This window comes from Psychromonas arctica DSM 14288 (assembly GCF_000482725.1).
In the GTDB taxonomy this organism is placed as follows: Bacteria; Pseudomonadota; Gammaproteobacteria; order Enterobacterales; family Psychromonadaceae; genus Psychromonas; species Psychromonas arctica.
In genome coordinates this window covers 29,564-49,887 of record NZ_AXWP01000036.1, presented here as the reverse complement: position 1 = coordinate 49,887, position 20,324 = coordinate 29,564, and the positions used below count along the sequence as shown (strand labels likewise).

15 protein-coding genes are annotated in these 20,324 nt (G+C 36.6%); 13 read left to right on the top strand and 2 right to left on the bottom strand.

What is annotated here, in order from left to right; genetic code table 11:
* Positions 1–108 precede the first annotated feature (108 nt).
* The 5 genes from tsaB to H592_RS0105650 all read left to right on the top strand — a co-directional run bounded on the left by tsaB (position 109) and on the right by H592_RS0105650 (position 4,104).
* The gene (gene tsaB, locus H592_RS0105670) at positions 109–849 is read left to right on the top strand and encodes a tRNA (adenosine(37)-N6)-threonylcarbamoyltransferase complex dimerization subunit type 1 TsaB (RefSeq protein WP_028867926.1); all 741 of its coding nucleotides are present in this window, start codon (positions 109–111) and stop codon (positions 847–849) included.
* A gap of 67 nt (positions 850–916) precedes the next feature.
* Entirely contained in the window at positions 917–1,219 is a 303-nt protein-coding gene (locus H592_RS0105665) for a hypothetical protein (protein ID WP_028867925.1), read from the top strand.
* A gap of 93 nt (positions 1,220–1,312) precedes the next feature.
* Positions 1,313–2,125, top strand: a complete 813-nt coding sequence (locus H592_RS0105660; protein WP_028867924.1) for a hypothetical protein — start codon at positions 1,313–1,315, stop codon at positions 2,123–2,125.
* A gap of 236 nt (positions 2,126–2,361) precedes the next feature.
* A complete protein-coding gene (pyrD, locus tag H592_RS0105655; protein WP_028867923.1) occupies positions 2,362–3,372 on the top strand; it encodes a quinone-dependent dihydroorotate dehydrogenase in 1,011 nt (336 codons plus the stop codon).
* 177 nt (positions 3,373–3,549) lie between these two features.
* Positions 3,550–4,104 (top strand): cell division protein ZapC domain-containing protein, encoded by a 555-nt coding sequence (locus tag H592_RS0105650; RefSeq protein ID WP_028867922.1) that lies wholly within the window; start codon positions 3,550–3,552, stop codon positions 4,102–4,104.
* 145 nt (positions 4,105–4,249) lie between these two features.
* On the opposite strand, the gene H592_RS0105645 is transcribed toward H592_RS0105650, so the two are convergent.
* Positions 4,250–4,531, bottom strand: coding sequence for a peptidylprolyl isomerase (locus H592_RS0105645; RefSeq protein WP_028867921.1), 282 nt, complete (start codon positions 4,529–4,531; stop codon positions 4,250–4,252).
* Between the two features lie 236 nt (positions 4,532–4,767).
* Between H592_RS0105645 and htpX the strand changes: the two genes are divergently transcribed.
* The 6 genes from htpX (at position 4,768) to H592_RS0105615 (ending at position 16,411) form a co-directional block, all read left to right on the top strand.
* Positions 4,768–5,640: a protease HtpX gene (gene htpX, locus H592_RS0105640; protein ID WP_028867920.1), complete on the top strand. Its 873-nt coding sequence runs from the start codon at positions 4,768–4,770 to the stop codon at positions 5,638–5,640.
* Between the two features lie 224 nt (positions 5,641–5,864).
* Complete coding sequence (locus tag H592_RS23190; RefSeq protein WP_051369027.1) at positions 5,865–6,842, top strand: ABC transporter substrate-binding protein; 978 nt, start codon at positions 5,865–5,867, stop codon at positions 6,840–6,842.
* Complete coding sequence (locus tag H592_RS0105630) at positions 6,835–9,363, top strand: putative bifunctional diguanylate cyclase/phosphodiesterase (protein ID WP_028867919.1); 2,529 nt, start codon at positions 6,835–6,837, stop codon at positions 9,361–9,363. The genes H592_RS23190 and H592_RS0105630 overlap by 8 nt, the downstream gene beginning before the upstream one ends.
* Entirely contained in the window at positions 9,363–11,081 is a 1,719-nt protein-coding gene (locus H592_RS0105625) for an autotransporter assembly complex protein TamA (RefSeq protein WP_037071009.1), read from the top strand. Before H592_RS0105630 ends, H592_RS0105625 begins: the two co-directional genes overlap by 1 nt.
* Positions 11,078–15,040, top strand: a complete 3,963-nt coding sequence (locus tag H592_RS0105620) for a translocation/assembly module TamB domain-containing protein (RefSeq protein ID WP_028867917.1) — start codon at positions 11,078–11,080, stop codon at positions 15,038–15,040. The genes H592_RS0105625 and H592_RS0105620 overlap by 4 nt, the downstream gene beginning before the upstream one ends.
* Before the next feature lie 489 nt (positions 15,041–15,529).
* Positions 15,530–16,411, top strand: coding sequence for an NAD(P)-dependent oxidoreductase (locus H592_RS0105615; protein ID WP_028867916.1), 882 nt, complete (start codon positions 15,530–15,532; stop codon positions 16,409–16,411).
* Between the two features lie 977 nt (positions 16,412–17,388).
* Here H592_RS0105615 and H592_RS0105610 read toward each other — a convergent pair.
* Positions 17,389–18,516, bottom strand: coding sequence for a zinc ABC transporter substrate-binding protein (locus H592_RS0105610; protein ID WP_028867915.1), 1,128 nt, complete (start codon positions 18,514–18,516; stop codon positions 17,389–17,391).
* Positions 18,517–18,747: 231 nt separating this feature from the next.
* On the opposite strand from H592_RS0105610, the gene znuC reads away from it, so the two are divergent.
* Both znuC and H592_RS0105600 read left to right on the top strand, forming a co-directional pair.
* Positions 18,748–19,542 carry a zinc ABC transporter ATP-binding protein ZnuC gene (gene znuC / locus H592_RS0105605; RefSeq protein ID WP_028867914.1) on the top strand — a complete coding sequence of 265 codons (795 nt, stop codon included), beginning with the start codon at positions 18,748–18,750 and terminating at the stop codon, positions 19,540–19,542.
* Positions 19,535–20,320 carry an iron chelate uptake ABC transporter family permease subunit gene (locus H592_RS0105600; protein WP_245600370.1) on the top strand — a complete coding sequence of 262 codons (786 nt, stop codon included), beginning with the start codon at positions 19,535–19,537 and terminating at the stop codon, positions 20,318–20,320. Before znuC ends, H592_RS0105600 begins: the two co-directional genes overlap by 8 nt.
* The last annotated feature ends 4 nt before the right edge of the window (positions 20,321–20,324 follow it).

Below are 20,324 nucleotides of genomic sequence, written 5' to 3'. Positions count from 1 at the left end.
CTCTGGTGACCAGTTTCTAATTTTTTATAATTTAACTTAATGACGGTAAACAACAGTTATTTAACCGTAACGCCGGACACTTTCTCACATTCATTAAATAGGCGATTTATGTCATCTACATACAATATTCTGTGCATTGATTCTTCAACAGAAGCATGTTCGGTTGCAGTATTAACTAGACAAGCAACCATTTTCCAACGCTTTATGCTGGCTCCTCGAGAACATACTCAGCGCATATTACCAACCATTGATGAGGTGATTAAAGAGGCAAGCTTATCGTTATCAGATATCGATGTGATCGCTTACGGCCAAGGACCAGGTAGTTTTACCGGGGTTAGAATTGGAATCAGTATTGCTCAAGGACTCGCATTTGGGTTAGAAAAGCAAATGGTTGGTGTTTCGACGTTACAAGCAATGGCACAGGAAGCATTAACGCTTAGTTTGGCTCAGCAAGGAACAAACACAAAACCTATTCATATTTATGCTGCTATTGATGCTCGTATGGGCGAAGTTTATTTCGCTCATTATCTTAATGTAAATGGTGTCATGGTATTACAGGGTAAAGAAACGGTCGTCAAACCACAGGACTTGATCAATTCAATGTCTGAAACAGGTGATTCAATTCAACCAAACAGTTTATTAGTTGGTACTGGGTGGGCTGCATATCCTGAGCTATTAAATGCGTTTCAAGTCTGCCATGTTTCTGATGTTTTATACCCTAATGCTGCATTTATGTTGCAATCTGCTAGCGAATTAATCGCTAAGAACGCTGCTGTTGACCCTGAAAATGCTACACCTATCTATTTACGTGACACTGTCACGTGGAAAAAGCTACCAGGTCGCGAATAATTGTCTATAATGCAAATAGACAATGCAGATATAAATAACATTCACTTAGAGGTAGTTCTAATAACCTATGGCCATTTATAATAATGTTGCAATGACAAATAACCCAATTAATACGGGTAAATTGTCGCAAGTTAAAAAAAATGAAAATACGCCACCCGTTAGCGAAATTAGTCCTGTCTCTAAGAAAACTGACTCAACTGAGTTTTCTTTAGTCCTTTCAACAGAACAACAAGAGTCGATCAATGATACCATTGGTTATGACCAACCAAGTGCTAAAGAGCGTGGTGCATTAGATGCATATCATCAAGTAGCAACACAAGAAAAACGAGAACAAGTGATTGATAGCATGAGCTTTCATTTTGTAGTTTAACTGAATTTTATCTAGCTTAACTAATGCCAAACTGAACCTAAAGCGTTTATCACAGTCTATCAACTCCTATATTTATAATCTCTTAGGTTAATTATGTTGCGTCATTTTATACTGTCACTGACTTTAATATTTGCTATCTCTCCCTTCAAATCTCTTGCAAATACTTACCCGATTCCACTCTCTCTGTCGCAAATCGATGTGCTAGCGCACTTGATCTGGAAAAATGAAGGTGCCGGTAAAAAGGAGCATCTTACGGTCTGGAATAGAGATGAAGATTTTCCTTCGATGGGAATCGGGCATTTTATTTGGTATCCAACGGATAAAAAAGGACCATACATCGAACAATTCCCTGCTTTACTTGATTATATTATTAGCAAGGCCGTCCCCGTCCCCAAGTGGTTAATTAACGCCAAAACAGCCCCCTGGAAAACAAGAGAAGAATTTTATCGTGAATTTAATAATGAAAGCCTCACTCAATTAAGGCAATTAATGCAAGATACTGCTGCATTACAAGCTCAGTTTATTATTAAACGCTTAGAAAAAGGTATTCCTGCTATCTTAGCGAATAGCACTAAAAAACAAAGCGTTAAAATAAATCAAAGCCTAGATGCATTAAAAGCAACACCCGAAGGTATTTTTGTTTTATTAGATTATATTAACTTTAAAGGTGAAGGCATCTCTGATAAGGAAAAATATCAAGGTCAGGGTTGGGGCTTAAAACAGGTTTTGTTGGCGATGCCAGATCAAACTGATAATGTATTACGTAGCTTTGCTTTAGCTGCCGATGAAATGCTCACAAGGCGTGTTAAAAATGCACCGAGAGATGAACTAATGTGGTTAAAAGGATGGAGAGTGCGTATTCATCATTACCCCTCATTAAACATTAACGCTAACAACATTCAATAATGTAACAGGATCTTTAGCGCGCAATTAATCTGATTAAATATTATCTGTATTAACGTTAAGACTTGCGAATTGATCCTTGCACTTCATCAACAAATTTTTCTTTGTTAATACAACAGTTGATTGTATTAACTTTCTGATTTTATCCTTTTGTCATTATTTGAGTATTGATTTTTTCATTTTTTCTATACAATAATAAAAATTTCATTAATAAAAACCCACTATTACAAGGTCCTATTATGTTATATCGAGTTATGCGCAGTTTATTATTCAAGATGAATCCAGAAAAAGCTCATGATCTTTCAATTAAACAGCTCAAATTAACACACGGTACATTATTAGATCTTTTATACCGCCAAAAAGTACAACATCGCCCGGTGCAAGTTATGGGGTTAACATTTCCTAATTCACTTGGACTTGCTGCCGGTCTTGATAAAAATGCTGAATGTATTGATGCCTTTGGTGCAATGGGTTTTGGTCATATTGAAGTGGGAACTGTTACGCCAGTTGGGCAACCGGGAAACCCTTCTCCTCGTTTATTTCGTGTATTAGAAGGTGAGGGGATCATCAACCGTATGGGGTTTAATAATGACGGTGTAGATAACCTGATTGAAAATGTAAAAAATAGCAATTTTAAAGGTGTTATTGGAATCAACATAGGTAAAAACATCCATACTCCTGTAGAACAAGGCAAGCAGGATTATTTACTGTGCATGGATAAAGTTTACCCATACGCTGGTTATATTGCAGTCAACATTTCGTCACCTAATACTCCAGGGTTACGTTCTTTACAATATGGTGAAGCATTAGATGATTTATTAGATTCATTAAAAACACGCCAACAAGAACTTGCGGAAAAGCATGGTAAATATGTGCCAGTCGCCTTAAAAGTTGCGCCCGATTTAAGTGACGAAGAGATTGAGTCTATTGCTCAATCATTATTGAAATACAAAATAGACGGTTTAATTGCAACCAACACAACATTAGACCGAGCAATGGTTAAAGGTATGTCACATGCTTCAGAAGCAGGTGGTTTGAGTGGAAAACCTGTACAAAGTAAAAGTACTGCCGTGATAGCTAAATTTGCACAACATCTTAATGGGCAAATACCAATCATAGGTGTAGGTGGTATCGATAGTGTTATTGCAGCAAAAGAAAAAATTAATGCCGGCGCAAGCTTGGTGCAAATATATTCAGGTTTTATCTATCAGGGACCATCATTAGTTAAAAATATTGTTAACTACATTTAAAAATATGGCTGCCAAGTAAACGACATAATCATGTTGCTTCGCTAGTACAGCAACATGAAATATGAACGGCCCTTGAAATAAAAGTAATTGCCCTAAGTATTTAATGTTACTTTATTAAAGGCCAGTGCCTTTTAAATTTAAGGTTAAGTGATAGTGATAGAACATGAGGAGAAAGTAATGGATTATATTCCAAAAGCAGAATGGCAGTGGGTCTTTGACCAGCAACAGGGAAAGCTATCTGTTGTCGACCGTGAGCGAACCTTCCCAATTGTTTACGAATCCAATATGTTACGTTTACGAGAAAGCCAAGTGTTGTCGTTTACCGTTGATGATGTCACGCGTTATATTGAATTGTTTGAAAGTGAATCATTAAGTCACTTTGAAGAGTCTCTGCGTTGTAAAATAATCTTACATTTAATCGCAATAGATCTATTTCACAAACCAATGATGCCTAAAAGTTGGTTATTTCAAACATCAGAGCATCAACAAATACAATATAATAATGGCGAGTTAGCTATCTTAACGACCTCTGGGGTACCTGAGTCTGCTAAGTACATGGTATTGGAACAACAGGACAATTTTTGCTTATGTATGCTATTCGATGAATGTCATACTTTTTCTAATGGAAAAATATTCAAACAATTTCAGATCATTAAAGTCACCGCTGACAAATTAACGCCATGTTTAGAATCACAACCACAAGAATGGATTTCATTTCAAAATGCGGGCTAATTTTATGATTAGTTTTATGAGTAATTTTTCACTTTTACTTTTGTAATAAAAAACCGCTTATTAAGCGGTTTTTTATTAATGTTTGATAGTCGAATCACTCCATTCGGCTTAGAAAAACTAAACAGATCACTTCAACGTTCAAATATTAATCGTTACGTTTAGTTACTTCTAATAAATGGTAACCGAACTGTGTTTTAACTGGACCTTGTACTTCGCCTACTGGCGCACCGAACACAACTTTATCAAATTCAGGCACCATCATACCAGGACCAAATTCACCTAAATCGCCACCTTGTGCACCCGATGGGCAAGATGAATGTTGTTTCGCAACTGAAGCAAAATCAGTACCTGCTTCGATTTCGTTTTTTAATGTTAAGCATTGTTCTTCTGAGCTAACTAATATGTGACGTGCTTGAGCTAAAGCCATGGTAATTCCTTAAATGGTATAAAAGAGCTCGATTGTAACGGCAGAAAGTATAAGGTGCAAATATCAGTGTTCATGTGTATTGATTTTTTATAAATTATATTAATTTTAATACTTGCATATTGAAAATAAAGTCATATTATGTCGAAAAGCTGTTATTTATATTGCTCACACATCACGCGTAAATAACATCAACAAAAGCCATTTATTGTGGCGTAATATTTATTAATGAGGTCAGCATGAAACGCATTGCATTATTTTTATTAACTAACTTAGCCGTTATATTGGTGTTAGGTATTGTATTAAGTATTGTTTTTTCAGTTACAGGAATGGACTCACGAAGTATCGGTGGGCTATTGATGCTAGCAACAGTATTTGGTTTTGGTGGTTCATTCATTTCATTAGCTATGTCCAAGTGGATGGCAAAGAGAAGCACAGGAGCGGTGGTTATTACTTCCCCTAGTAATGAAACCGAACGTTGGCTACTACAAACAGTCACAAGACAAGCCAAACTAGCAGGTATTAAGACACCTGAAGTGGCAATTTATAATGCTCAGGATATGAATGCCTTTGCTACCGGCATGAAAAAAAATGATGCGTTAGTGGCTGTTAGTACTGGTTTGTTACAGCAAATGACAAGTGATGAAGCCGAAGCTGTTTTAGCTCATGAAGTCAGTCATGTTGCAAATGGAGATATGGTAACGCTTGCGTTAATCCAAGGCGTAGTTAACACCTTTGTTATTTTCCTAGCACGTGTTATAGGAGGTTTAATTGACAATGCAATGCGTAATAATAATGAAAATTCGGGGCATGGTTTCTCTTATTACATCATTGTATTTATATTAGAGATGGTATTTGGTGTACTTGCAAGTACGATTGTTATGTACTATTCACGTCAACGTGAGTTTAAAGCTGATTCAGGCTCTGCTTCACTGGTTGGTAAAAATAAGATGATTGCCGCATTACAAAAACTGCAAAGAACATCTGAGCCACAACTAGAAGGCAGCTTAATGGCATTTGGCATATCGGGTAAAAAGAAAAGTAGCTTCTTTATGTCACACCCTCCACTAGAAGATCGTATTAAAGCCTTACAAAATAGCCAGGTGATGTAACCTTATAAAGGTATCAAAGTATGAAAGCATCAAGACTATAAAGGTCTAAAAGGAATAAGGAGCTAAGTTTATTTAAATCTATCATTAGTTAATTATACTGTTAGTTAATTTTTTGTATTTTGCTCCGCAACCGGTATTTATAGCGTGTAACTTTTTATGCGCTATTTTTTTATCTGTTTTACTGTAAAATCAATGCTCTCCTAATTTAATCTGATGTGCTCGCTATGAATACCTATATCGACAAATGCCTAAAAATTGTCAGTTCTCTATGTCTTACTCTATTGATAGTGGCATGTACCCCGTATCAAAAGCCGCTGACTATCGGTGCGTCACCTTGGCCAAATTTTGAGTTTGCTTTTTTGGCAGGCGAACTGGGCTACTTAGATAAAGATAAATATTCATTACTTGAACTTACTTCTCCTACTAGCGTCATTCAAGCTTTTCAGACAGCGAAACTCGATGTTGCTTTTCTTTCATTGGATGAAGTGTTAACGCTAGTCGCTTTAGGAATCGATTTAAAAATAATCTCAGTGATTGATCGTTCTAGAGGAGGGGATGCGTTAATGGCCAAGCCCGAAATAAAGTCACTGGAAGAATTAAAATGGCACTCTATTGGTTATGAAAACAAAGCAGCTGGCGCCTTGTTATTAGATAAAGTTTTTTCGCTAACGGACTTAAATAATCAGACCGTACAACTCTTTGAAGTCAAACAAAATGAACTTAAGGATGCTTATTTACGTGGTGATATAGATGCCTTAATTGTTAAAGAGCCGGTAAAACAACAATTATTAGCATTAGGAGCAAGAGAACTTATTAACTCTAAATCCTTAAGTTTACCCATTATTAATCTAATGGTCGTTCGAGGTAGTTTACACCAAGAAAAAGAAGTGCAAATAACGCACTTTCTAAAACAATTTTATCGTGCTCAAGCATTCTATGAGAAGCATACAGCTGAAGCTTTAGCCAGCATGTCAGTAAGGTTGCAATTATATCCTTATACTCTGAAAAATGCCTTTGAGAATACGCATTTTATTCCGCCTAAAGAGGCGTTAATGTTCTTATCTGGTTCACCTTCAAATATGCAACTGCGAGCTCAAGAATTAAGTAAGTTGATGAGTGATAAAAGGATGTTAAGTCAAATACAAACAAACTTAGCGACGTTAATATCAACAGGTATCTTAGAGCAGGCAATTTATGAATAAAATTCGTAGAATTTCACTATTAATCATATTGCCCGCAATATTTCTGAGCATATTCTTTGTTTTTCAAACGATCATCTTTATTCAAGATTTTCGTCAAAGTCAAGACCAGTTATATGTCGAAGCGGAGCAAGACATCAAAGGTTTAGCTGGGCAATTACAAACCTCATTATCTAATGCTTTAATGCGCCTTGAAAAGGCGCGTGCACAAGATTTTGTCTCCACTGCTGCATTAAATGAAAATGTACAAACGGTAGCTGTGATTGACAAAAATCAACAAATTATTCTTAGCAATAACTTCCGTGAAAAATACATGTTTTCAAAACTACAACTTGAACGTTATGAAGGTGCCGTATTAAATCGTGTTATTAATGATAATGAAATTGTAGTGAAATATTTCAAACAAAGTAAAGAGTTAGTAGTTTATGCGCCTTTACAAATGATCTCTAAAGGTAATAGCTTAAACCGCAAATTTAATGGCATTATTTTTATACGCTATTCATTAGAGAGTGCCTACAGTGAGCTAACACACAGTAAGCTAATCGAGCTTATTAAGCAGTGTGCCTTATTGTTACTGACGGTCAGCTTATCCGTATATTCGCTCAACAGCTTGGTGATAGTCCCACTTAAAAGCCTTGTAACTCAGATGCGTAACTATGATTTAACAAATTTATCGGAATTAACTGATAAAGGCGTTGGCGAAATAGGATTTTTGCAGCGCACTTTTTCTGAATTAATTGTCAGCGTATCCGATAATATGAACGAGCTAGCTGGTAGTGAACAACGTTTATTATACGCACTTAGAGGCGCACGAGACGGCGTATGGGATTGGGATATAAAACGTGACCATGTATTTTTTTCCAATCGTTGGAAAGAGATATTAGGTTATCAACCGGAAGATATAAATGCAGACATTACAGAGTGGGAAACTCGTATTCATGATGATGATCTTTATAATGTGTTTAATGACTTTTGCGAGCACTTTGTAGGGCGAGACTCATTTTTTGAAAACTCTCATCGAATACGCTGCAAAAATGGGGAATACCGTTGGGTATTAACGCGAGGGCAGACAGTATCTTGGGATAGCAAAGGTAATCCGCTACGTGTGATCGGCACTATGATTGATGTTTCGGCTTACAAGGTATTGCACACCTCAATCAAATATCAGACGCAGTATGATGAAGTGACTGAATTACCAAACAGATCTGGTTTAATCGCTCATATTTCAGATGAAAATATCAGGCAAGAGAACAATGGATTATTTGGTGCGTTAATATTAATTGATGCACAACAGTTCTCAGCAATTAACGAACTTGATGGCAACCACAAAGGGGACCAACTATTAAGTTTAATCGCAAGGCGATTAGAAACACACATTAGTGTGCCCGATTATGTTGCTCGTTTACGAGGTTGTGAATTTGTTATTGTCTTATCTGATTTACATTCAGACCGCGAGCAAGCGGCTCAAATATCGATACGTTTTGCTGAGCAGGTTGCGTTAACACTCAAACAGCCGTTCAATTTAATGAGTGAAAAGCTCACCTTGAAATTTGCCTATGGCATTACGCATTTTCCAAGTGAAGGTTTGCAAGCAGAAGATGTACTTCGCCAAGCATCAATGGCGATGAAAACAGCACAGGCTAATCCATTAAATAATATTAGCTTTTTTGCAAAAGAAATAGAGGAAAAAATTAATCGTACACATCAATTACAAAGTAAAATACGTCAAGGGTTAGATAACAATGAGTTTACACTTTGCTTTCAGCCTCGTACCGATAGTAACAACAAACTAGTTGGGGCAGAAGCACTTTGCCGTTGGTATCAAGGTGACAATACTTGGGTTGAACCTGCACATTTTATCCCTGTAGCAGAAGAGTCTGATTTGATTATTCCTCTAGGAGAGTGGGTTCTTTTAAATGCTTTTACTCAATTGAAAGATTGGGTTGATGCGGGATTACCACAAAGCTTTAAAACTTTATCACTTAACGTGAGTCCTAAACAATTATTACAAGATAACTTTATCGAGACCATTGAACTGTATTTATTACAAACAGGTGTAGAGCCAAGCTTGATTGAAATAGAGATTACTGAGACAGTGTTAGTTTCTCACACTGATTTGATTATTAATAAATTGCATAAGCTATGCGGGCTTGGTTTTCGATTCGCTATTGATGACTTTGGTACGGGTTACTCTTCATTTCAATACTTAAGTATATTGCCGGTTTCAGCGCTTAAAATTGATCAGTCTTTTATTGTTAATTTGATGCAACAACACAGTCAACAACTGATTGTGACCGCTATTATCAATATGGGTAAATCTCTTAATCTAGAGGTCGTGGCTGAAGGAGTCGAAACTCAGCAACAATTAGACTTTTTGATTGAGAAAGGATGTAGCCAATTCCAAGGCTATCTAGTGAGTGCACCGTTAACGACTATTGATTTCCAAAAATTATTAAATAATATGAAACAAAAAGAAAATAAATTTGAAAATTCGACAATCAAACTTGAGAAGCCTAATAGTTAATGAAAAATATTTATAAACTCTATTTATGCTGTTTACTGAGTCTTGTTTCAAGCAACGTAGTTGCAGATGTAAGCTTTGAGATAAAAGGCATCAAAGACAATAAAGCCAGTTCAAATCTAAAAGTTTTTTTAAATGGCCTATCGGTACCAGACAATGCCGATAATGAGGCCTATTTGAATGAAGTTGTTGCAATAGGCAAAGAAAGTTTGGTGGCATTAGGGTATTACCAAGCAAAAATTACCCCTTCAGTTACTGGTGATGAGAACAAGCAAACCGTTACTGTTGATGTAGATCTTGGGACTCGCACCACAATTTCAGCCGTTGATTTACGTATTACCGGGGAAGCGTTACACGATAAAAACTTTCAGCAACTAATGCTTAACTTTCCGATCAAGGAAGGTGATTTTTTAGACCACGGTGAATACGAATCAGCTAAAAGCCGCGCCAGAAGTTTGGCGTTGCGCTATGGTTTTTTTGATGCAAAATATACTAAGTCTTCAGTTGAAGTGACGCAAAAAAACAATACCGCGATTATCCATTTGTGGTTTGAAAGTGGTAGACGATATCAGTTTGGTGATTTGATTTTTGACCTAGAAACTCCCGCTAAAGAGTTTGTCAAATCATTACTTAATTTTAAACCAGGAGACCCATTTGATACCGGAATACTAAATGCCTTCAATCAAGATCTAAACGATACCGGATATTTTAAAAGCATCACTATTTTACCCGACATACAAAAAAAGCAAGGTCGATTGATCCCTTTGCACGTCTTAACTTATATGCAACCAGAAGACTCATTTAACGCAGGTTTAGGCTTTAGTACCGACGAAGGTGTTCGTGGAAAATTTCGTTGGACACGTCCATGGATCAATCAATATGGCCACTCGTTTGAAACCAATATTACCGCCTCAGTCCCCAAACAGGAAGCGTCTGCCACCTATAAAATCCCCTTAGAAGATCCGCTTTATAACTACTTTTCAATTCAAGCGGGTTATAAAGTACTCGACCAAAACGATACCGATACTAAACAATCTGTAGTTGGTTTTAATCGTCATTGGCGTTTAGATAATGATTGGTTACGTACTATTTATCTTCGATTTGATAATGAATCGGGTACCCAAGGTCAGCAGGAGTTCTCTACCTCATTAGTTTTACCTGGTATTAGTTTTAGTCGAATTAGGAGTAAAGGTGGAATCAATATCGATTGGGGTGACAAACAGTTAGTGTATTTTGAGTTTGCGAATGAAAGTTTATTATCTACGGCTGATGCGATCAAAGTCTACGGGCAAACTAAATTTATCAGAACCTATAGTGGCCATCAGTTTATAGCGTCAGCTGAAGCTGGCGCTATTTTCTCTGACTCAATCTATAACGTGCCTTCATCGATGCGTTTCTTTACCGGAGGGGACCAAAGTATCCGAGGTTATGATTACGAGGAAGTGGCACCTAGGGATTCCGAAGATTATTTAATTGGTGGTTCATACCTTGCGACAGCAAGTCTTGAATATCGCTTTCCAATCGCCCCAAATTGGAAAATAGCTGCATTTTCCGATGTCGGTACAGCAACTGAAGATTTTTCTGAACCTCTTTCAGTAGGCACGGGTGCCGGTGTTGTGTGGGCATCGCCCGTAGGACCTATTCGTTTTTATGTTGCCGTACCATTAACTGATACTGGTGATGCATTCAAGATTCATTTAATGATTGGGCCTGAACTATGAGTTTTCTATTGTTAAGTACAAAATATCTTAAACGAATTTTCTTTACTCTTTTTGTTTTCATCATTTTAGTCATATTTGTTACTGGTTTGGGGGTATTTACGCATCAAGGTAATAACTTTATTTTTAATACCCTACAAAAATTTGAACCTAGATTAACCATATCATTAAAGCAGGGCAGTCTTTTTTATTCCCCGGTTTATGACAAAATTCGTTGGGCCGATGGTGATGCGTTATATGAGTTCAACGACCTTAGTTATGAATTTGATTGGAATTGTCTAATAGAAGAGCTGTGCCTTGAATCATTAACAATCGCAAGTACAGATATTAATATACCAGAGACAGAAACACCTGCAGAACCGGAAGACCCAAATGCAGCGCCCTTTGTTTTAGAGTTTCCTTTGCGTGTTAATATTAAAGATCTGGCTATTAACAATACCCATATCAAGGTGGCAGGTGTTGAGATCGATCTTAAACAGCTATTATTAAAAGCAGAGGGACAAGACAATAATTTAGCACTCAAAACCAGTATTAAAGGGTTAACCGTTATTTTAGCGGATGCGCAAGTTGATGACGCAACCAAAACAAGCACTTCCCAAACAAACCAACAAACACGCCAACAACTACTCTCAAGTTTCCCCGCTATTTTAACTGATGAAACGTTACCTGAAATTATCTTACCTATTAATTTAACGGCTAAGCAATTTGATCTGCAGGGCTTTAAACTAATCCAAAATAAAAAAGACTTAGTTTCTATCAATCAACTGAATAGCCAATTCACTTTTTTTGGTTCTAAATTAACTATCGGACAGTTTGCCCTAGACTTGCCAGAAGCGGATCTAGTAATCTCAGGTGATATTGACCTTAGCCAACGTTACCCGATGGATTTAGCCTTACAAGCAACACTCAAGGAAATTAAAGATCTTCAGCCTACTACATTATTAAAAGGCCAAAAAATAACGTTAAACAGTCGAGGCGATTTAGGCGAGTTACATTCTTCAATTACATTGAGCCAATTAATTAATGCAAAAATTGATAATACAGTGGATTTATACAGTGAAAACTTACCACATCAATTAACCGTCAAATGGGAGCAATTCAACTGGCCCTTATCCGGCGAACCTGAAATCTCTAGTAACAAAGGTTACCTTGCCAGTAAAGGCACCTTAAACAATTACCAATTACAACTTGATAGTCACCTTAACCTGACGGATTTACCGCCTGCGGATATCAATTTAGTGGGTAACGGTAATTTACAATCCTTTGATTTATCAACGTTGATGATTAAAGCATTACAGGGTGATATACAACTTAACGGCAATCTAAACTGGCTAAATAATCTTGCGTGGAAGGGGGATTTAAGTATTAATGACATTCACTTTAATAAATTGAGTGAAGATTATCCTGGTCAATTAAGTGGTCATATTCAACATTCTGTCAGTGTGCCGTTAACCGACAACAAACAACCAGCCTGGGCTTTTAATTTACCTGTTATAGACCTTAATGGCTCCTATCTAGAGCGCCCATTAACGATTAAGGGCAAAGCTAGCGGTAATGCTAAACAAGGTTTTAGCATTAATAATTTAGCGATTAATAATGCTGAAAATTCAATGTTAGTGAATGGTAAAGTTGCAGATAAAAATGACCTGAGTATCGATTTAGATATTCAAAACCTAACTAACATCATTGTAGATAGCCGCGGTAAAATTAAAGGTAAGGTTAACTTAGCGGGCAGCATCGATAAAATTGAAATAGACAGTAACTTAGATGTCGAAGATTTAAGTTATTTAGATAATGATATTGAAGCATTAAACATAACAGGGCAAGCCACCTTATCTGAGTTGCCTGTTGCTAACCTTGCCATTAGTGCCAAGAATATTAGAAGTAATGGTCAAAAAATAGATTCAATCAAAATAGAGCTTAAACCTAATGCGGTCGCCGATAAAAAAGTTCAGCATCAAGTTAATGTCGATTTAAAAAGTAAAATGGTCAACTCCGACTTAACGGTGCTTTTTGAACAGCAGCTTAATAGTTGGTCGGCTATTTTAAATAAGGGAGTTATTGAAACGGCACAGGGATTATTAGTGTTAAAAGACCCATTCACTGTAACCACAGAGCAAGAAACAATAAATTTAACCGCTCATTGTTGGTTAGCAACGAATAATAACAAAGATCAAAATGGACAACTTTGTATTAAAAAATTTAGTGCAGGGGAAAACGGCGATATAGAAATCAATATTGATGACTTTTTACTTTCATCATTAACACCTTTTATTCCCGATACGTTAACACTTGAAGGTGCACTTGCTGCAAATGTAGATATATTCTGGAAAAATAATCAAAAACCAAGTATTGACCTAGTGGTTAACGGTGATGCAATGGCTTTAAATATCAATACTGATAAAAACACCAAAGAAGTTATTCGTTATCCTGTAGAACAATTTCATATCGAAATGAAAACCGGCAAGCAACAAACTGACTTTAGTGTAAAAGCATTATCTGAAGGTCTTATTAACGCAAACGTTGAAGGTTATATAACACCTTATCAGACGACACCTGAAATCAATGCCTCGCTGAAATTATTAGTGCCTGATTTCGATAACTTTGCGATTTTAATTCCTCAAGTAGACAAGTTAACAGGACAACTACAAGCAGATATTAAGGTTAAAGGAAAACTTGAAAAACCTTCTTTAGCTGGACAGGTATTAATCGCTGATGCATCCGTGAGAGCGCCGAGTGCACCCTTACAAATTACTGATTTAAATGCAAAAGTAGATATAGATGACAATCAAGCAAAAATTGATGGTTACTTTTTCACAAACACCAAAAAAACCACTAAGAAAAAATCAAATTTACTACTTGATACCATAGTAGCAATTAAGGACACTGCAATAAGTACCATTAATATACCGCAACGTATTGCTAACATGCGTAATACAGATGCAGTTAATAAGGAAACTAATGGGCGTGCAGATATCAATGGTTTACTAGATTGGAATGAAGATTTGAAAGGCAAAATACACTTCGAAGCCGATCAGATGTTAATTCGAGATTATGGCAAAATAACGCTTTATGTGAGTCCTAATATTGATGTTATTTTAGATGAACACATCAATGTAGACGGAGTCATCAATGTTAATAAAGGAAACATTACAGTAAAAGAATTACCTGAAGGGGCCGTTAACGTCTCCAAAGATGTAATAGTTGTTGATGCCAAAAAGCAAGAGACTGGCGCTGATTTGCCTATTAAAATGAATGTGAAAGTATCATTAGGTGATCAACTCCGATTGCAAGCAATCGGTTTAGACTCTTATATTCACGGTGATCTCATTGTTAAAAAAGAACTGAAAAAAGACCTGACTGTTAATGGTGAACTAACCTTTTCTGAAGGAAGCTACAAAGCCTTAGCACAACAGCTAGTATTACAAAATAGTCGTATCGTTTTTCAAGGACAACCGGATGCGCCTTATCTGAACATTGAAGCTATACGTGATCCCAATGATACCCAAGATAACGTCACCGCTGGTGTACGTGTAACGGGAACGCCAGATCAATTACAGTTAACGATCTTCTCTGAACCTGCGATGTCACAACAGAATGCTTTATCATACATTACCCGAGGTTACTCTATTGCTAATGCTTCAAGTGATAGCAATAACAATCAACTTGCTTCTATATTAATAGATTTAGGGGCAGGCCAAACTGATGGTGTAATGGGGAACATCGGTAAAAGTGTTGGCATTAATGATTTATCACTCGCCTCTAGTGGGCAGGGTGATCAACAATCTGTAGGCATTAAAGGGACTATCGCACCGGGCGTTGAAGTCAGCTATGGTGTTGGTGTCTTCGACTCATTTACCATTTTTGCCATTCGCTATGAATTGTTTAAACAGTTTTATATAGAAGCTTCTAGTGGTTTGTATCAAGCGGTAGATGCTTATTATGAATGGGACTGGGATTAGTTAACTTTTTTAAAGGTAATATTGTTCCAATAATACAATCGACTTCACCATCAAATTGCTAAAGCTTTCAACTTTAATACTTGAGAGCTTTGGTCATTACTTGATCGCAATAACAAGTTGATTACAACAAATCATATTCATTTCAACCTTTGCCTATCGCTCGATTTATATCCTTCTTATGCCTTCACTTCAAAGTTTGACATCTTTTTACATTATCACTTTGAAGTTTTAATACCCCTTAAATAATCGGGGGAGAGAACGTATTTTATCAACGCTTTAAATCACTTTTTATAGTCTAAATAATAATCTATTCGATTTAAATAATAAGCGCTGTGTAACATAACTGACAACTAACGAAGAAAATAATCGACTTTATCGACATTTTTGTGTGCTTCGACGTTGCTTATTATGTAATAGGTCTATATTCTAGACTCATCAATTATATAATAATACAAACATACAAATAAACACTATTTAAGGAGTTAGATTATGACTAAACCAGTCATCGGTTTCATCGGACTTGGCCTTATGGGCGGCAACATGGTAGAAAACTTACAAACACGTGGTTTTCAAGTTAATGTAATGGATCTTAATAAAGATGCAGTTGCTGCAGTTATTGCTCGTGGTAATGCAACTGAAGTTGCTACTGGAAAAGAATTAGCAGAAAAAAGTGATATTGTAATGCTTTGTCTTACAACGTCTAAAGTTGTAGAAATGGTTGTTTACGGTGATAACGGTATCCTATCTGGTATTAAAGAAGGTTCAGTATTAATTGATTTTGGTACTTCTATTCCAGCATCTACTCGTAAAATTGGTGCAGACCTTGCTGCTAAAGGTGCAGGTATGATCGATGCGCCACTTGGACGTACTCCTGCACACGCCAAAGATGGTTTATTAAACATCATGGCAGCCGGTGACTTAGAAACATTTAATAAAGTTAAACCTGTACTAGAAGAACAAGGTGAAAATGTATTCCACCTTGGTGCTTTGGGTGCTGGTCATACAACTAAATTAATCAATAACTTCATGGGCATGACAACAGTAACAGCAATGTCTCAAGCATTTGCAGTTGCAGATAAAGCAGGCGTTGATCGTCAACAATTGTTCGATATCATGTCGACAGGTCCTTCTAACTCACCATTTATGGGCTTCTGTAAAAAATATGCAGTAGATGGCGTAAGTGACTTAGGTTTCTCTATTGCTAATGCCAATAAAGATTTAGGTTATTTCCTAGAAATGGTTAAAGACTTAGGTACTGTTTCAGAAATTGCTGAAGGTACTTCTGCAAATCTACAAGCAGCAGTTGATGCGGATATGGGTAACGGAAACGTACCAGAAATCTTTGATTATTTTTTAAAACTAAATAAATAATACTCAAAAAAGCTATCAGTACACTAAGCTTGATATAATAAAAGTGAAAACCTGATTTTATATCAACGAGTTAAATAGATATTTACAGTGCTGTTATTTTTGTGTTGTTCAAGGTTAACGACTCAACTAATAAGTAATTATTGGAAGATTGTTAAAGGTAAACAACCACAAAAGTAGCAGTGCTGTTTTTTTTTGCTTATGCTTATCTTTGTGAGGTTTTATTATCGACTAACAGATTTTCATATGTAGTTTCTATTTAGCTATCTGCGTAGTCCTTGGTAGTTTTCTGTATCGCCTTCCTATATGGTTTCTATTTAGCTGTTATGTAGTTGCTATGTAGTTTTCTGTGTAGCGTTCCAAGTACAACTACTGTACCTTTTCTGGTAAAACAACAATGATTTCAATAAGGTAACTTTTAAAATCCCGAGCTCATTAGTTCGACCTTATTCCATTCCCTAGATTCAACATCGATAGTATACATCCTTTAAATGTAATCATGTTACATCATGCCTTGTACCGTTAATTCAGCAAATAGCTGATCATTATTGTTGGTTAAAATACATCACTTCTGGGCTAGAAATTCTGCTAAGGGACAACCATTCGACACAATTTTTGCATTAAATTAGTGCATTATTCCTGACCAGTAATTGAGCATATTTGATGAACTTAATCACATTAACTGTATTGAATTTGTATTAGTGACGGAATAATGCATATGGATGGGTAATTGGCATCTAAGTATTTGTAGTACTTAATCAATAATACAACAGAGGAAAGTGTTATTTATTGTCATTAATTTTTATCGTTTCTACAATAAATAGTTGCTATATAAAGGAGGACGAACCGATTTTGAGTCACTTTAACAGTTGATCACAAAACCGATTTATCATTAATATTTATAAAGTAAACGGTACAATTATTTTGTTAAACATTATTAACATCAGCTTATTAATTAATGAATTTAATTAATTAATACCTTACTTAAGCCCTTTAACTAAGTCGTCAGCTAATTTATTCATTAATTGAAAATAAGCATCTGGTCCTGCAGCAATATTCGCACCTAGTGGATCTAACGTTGCTGTTTTTGCTCCAGTATCTTCAATAATGGTAGTAACTAATTTTGATTCAAATTGAGGCTCACTGAATACTGCACGTGCTTTCAAGTCTCGCACTTTTTTACGTATTTCAGTAATTCTTTTCGCTCCAGGTTTTTTTTCAGGATCAATGGTTACTGAACCAACAGCATTTAAGTTATAACTTGTTTCGAAATATTGATATGCAGAATGGAACACTAAATAAGGAACTGTTTGTATTGGCCCTAGTTTTTGCTGTAGTTGTTGATCAAGCTTTGTTATTTTTGCTGTCACTTTCACTGTATTTATTTCATATTGCTTGGTATTTGCAGGATCTATTTCAATTAGCACTTTGCTAGTTTGCTCAACAATTTTTTGAGCGATACTAGGTGAAAGCCAGATATGTAGGTCCATCGAACCTTCATGATCGTCGTCGTGGCTATCATGTGCAGTGTGCTCTTCATGATCGTTATGGTCATCATCATGTGCAGTGTGCTCTTTATGATCGTCGTCGTGGTCATCATGTGCTGCATACTCTTTATGATCGTCGTCGTGGTCATCATGTGCAGCGTGCTCTTTATGAGCGTCGACGTGGTCATCATGTGCTGCGTGCTCTTTATGATCGTCGTCGTGGTCATCATGTGCTGCATGCTCTTTATGATCATGATGTTCCCAGCTTCCAGAGTCTCGTTTTGTCAACAATGATGCTGCTAGCTGATCTGCTAGCTCAAGTTTTTTGGCATCTTTTGCTAAGGTTTTTAATGGCTTATCAAGAAAGCTTTCCAGCTTATGACCAACCCAAATAACCAGATCAGCATGTGATAATGTTCTCGCTTCTGATGGGCGTAAAGTATATCCATGTGGTGAACCACTTTTAACGATCAGCTGTGGTGTCCCAACGCCTTCCATAACACCACTCACCAAAGAGTGAATTGGTTTAATACTAACAGCAACCTGTGGGCTTTCAGCCGCATTTACTGAATGTTGTAATAGGGCTGTAATCAATATCAATGGGGATAATAATTTTTTCATCTTGCCTTCTCTTAAGTAGTTTATGAAAGTTGTTATATTATAACGATACGTAGTGTTATAATATAACTTAAAGTTTTGTTATAAGATAACATTACTTGTTTTTAATTTGTATTGTTAATGTACAATTTTCTATTAGTAAATAGTTGCTTATAAAAATTAGATAACACTAAGTAATCATTGAACAAGCTAAGCTTTACAATATTTTTAGCCGAGTAAGGAATAAAAAATAATATGAATACAGCATTACTTAATTTAAATGCAATCAACCTAGTATTAGGAGAACGAACGCTTTTAGAGAATATTAATTTACAGCTAAATACCGCTGAAATAGTCACCATCGTTGGACCAAATGGTGCAGGTAAAACATCATTATTACGTGTCGCACTTGGATTACAAAAGCCAACCTCCGGTACTGTTCAGCTTGCCGATAATATAACCATTGGTTATGTGCCTCAAAAAATTCATATTGATCCGACTTTTCCAATGACTGTCAGACGTTTTTTAGCATTAGCAAAGACAGCTCATAAAAAACCGTTTGAAGAATTACTAGCAGAAGTCGGTGCTGAACATATTATCGATGCTCCGTTACACACATTATCAGGCGGAGAATTACAACGCTTATTGATGGCACGCGCATTAATACGAAATCCCAATATATTAGTGTTGGATGAACCGGTGCAAGGTGTAGATGTGCATGGCCAATCTGAACTCTATAGCCTAATCAGTCGAGTTCGAACGGAAAGAAACTGTGCCGTTTTGATGGTGTCACATGATCTTCATCTTGTTATGTCATCTACTGATCGGGTGTTGTGTTTAAATCAGCATATCTGTTGTAGCGGTACGCCTGAAGTCGTTGTTAGTCATCCTGCTTATGCGCAGTTGTTTGGAAAGCATGCAGCAAGTCATTTGGCATTGTACGTTCATGAAAAAAGTCACGAACACAAGCATGCACTCTCTCAGGAGCTTGAACACAGTCATCAACATAACCAATTATGTGAACATTCAGGGGGTAAAAAAAGTGATTGATGATTTCTTATTAAGAGCTTTAATAGGGGGCATTGGTGTAGCATTAGTTGCGGGCCCCTTTGGTTCTTTTGTAGTCTGGCGCCGTTTAGCTTATTTTGGAGATACTTTATCTCATTCTGCATTACTAGGTGTTGCTTTAGGTTTTATTTTAAATATTAACCTGACGCTGGGGATTTTTATTATTTGCCAAACATTAGCTATATTACTTTTTGTTAGCCAGTATCAACGTCAATTAACCAGTGATACCTTACTCGGTATTCTTTCACATGGTTCACTTTCTTTGGGTTTAGTGGCCTTAGCGTATATGGATGATGTAAGAATAGATTTAGTCGGCTATCTGTTTGGCGATATCCTGGCAATAAGTGCGACCGATCTGTATTGGATTTATGGTGCAGGTGGCGTTGCTCTTTTAGGGCTAATGTGGATTTGGAAACCACTATTATCGATCACTATCCATGAAGATTTAGCACGAGTTGAAGGGCTTCCTGTGGATCGCACCAATTGGCTTTTTTTAGGCTTGATAGCTTTAACCGTCGCGATCATGATGAAAGTGGTGGGTATGTTATTAGTCACGGCTTTATTAATTATTCCCGCTGCGACCGCTCGTCGTTTTGCTAGCACACCGGAAATGATGGCCATATTAGCAATTGTTATTGGTTGCTTTTCGGTCATTGGCGGATTACTTGGTTCCTATTATTACGATACACCATCGGGCCCATCGATTGTCGTCAGCGGTTGTTTGTTGTTTTTACTGAGTATAATTATTCCTAGAAAATGATTGC

Bases quoted from the DNA above. Each gene is read 5' to 3' on its own strand.
- H592_RS0105615 (WP_028867916.1), top strand. From the start codon at position 15,530: ATGACTAAACCAGTCATCGGTTTCATCGGACTTGGCCTTATGGGCGGC.
- H592_RS0105630 (WP_028867919.1), top strand. From the start codon at position 6,835: ATGAATAAAATTCGTAGAATTTCACTATTAATCATATTGCCCGCAATA.
- H592_RS0105620 (WP_028867917.1), top strand. From the start codon at position 11,078: ATGAGTTTTCTATTGTTAAGTACAAAATATCTTAAACGAATTTTCTTT.
- H592_RS0105650 (WP_028867922.1), top strand. From the start codon at position 3,550: ATGGATTATATTCCAAAAGCAGAATGGCAGTGGGTCTTTGACCAGCAA.
- znuC (WP_028867914.1), top strand. From the start codon at position 18,748: ATGAATACAGCATTACTTAATTTAAATGCAATCAACCTAGTATTAGGA.
- H592_RS0105625 (WP_037071009.1), top strand. From the start codon at position 9,363: ATGAAAAATATTTATAAACTCTATTTATGCTGTTTACTGAGTCTTGTT.
- H592_RS0105660 (WP_028867924.1), top strand. From the start codon at position 1,313: ATGTTGCGTCATTTTATACTGTCACTGACTTTAATATTTGCTATCTCT.
- pyrD (WP_028867923.1), top strand. From the start codon at position 2,362: ATGTTATATCGAGTTATGCGCAGTTTATTATTCAAGATGAATCCAGAA.
- tsaB (WP_028867926.1), top strand. From the start codon at position 109: ATGTCATCTACATACAATATTCTGTGCATTGATTCTTCAACAGAAGCA.
- htpX (WP_028867920.1), top strand. From the start codon at position 4,768: ATGAAACGCATTGCATTATTTTTATTAACTAACTTAGCCGTTATATTG.
- H592_RS23190 (WP_051369027.1), top strand. From the start codon at position 5,865: ATGAATACCTATATCGACAAATGCCTAAAAATTGTCAGTTCTCTATGT.
- H592_RS0105610 (WP_028867915.1), bottom strand. From the start codon at position 18,516: ATGAAAAAATTATTATCCCCATTGATATTGATTACAGCCCTATTACAA.
- H592_RS0105665 (WP_028867925.1), top strand. From the start codon at position 917: ATGGCCATTTATAATAATGTTGCAATGACAAATAACCCAATTAATACG.
- H592_RS0105645 (WP_028867921.1), bottom strand. From the start codon at position 4,531: ATGGCTTTAGCTCAAGCACGTCACATATTAGTTAGCTCAGAAGAACAA.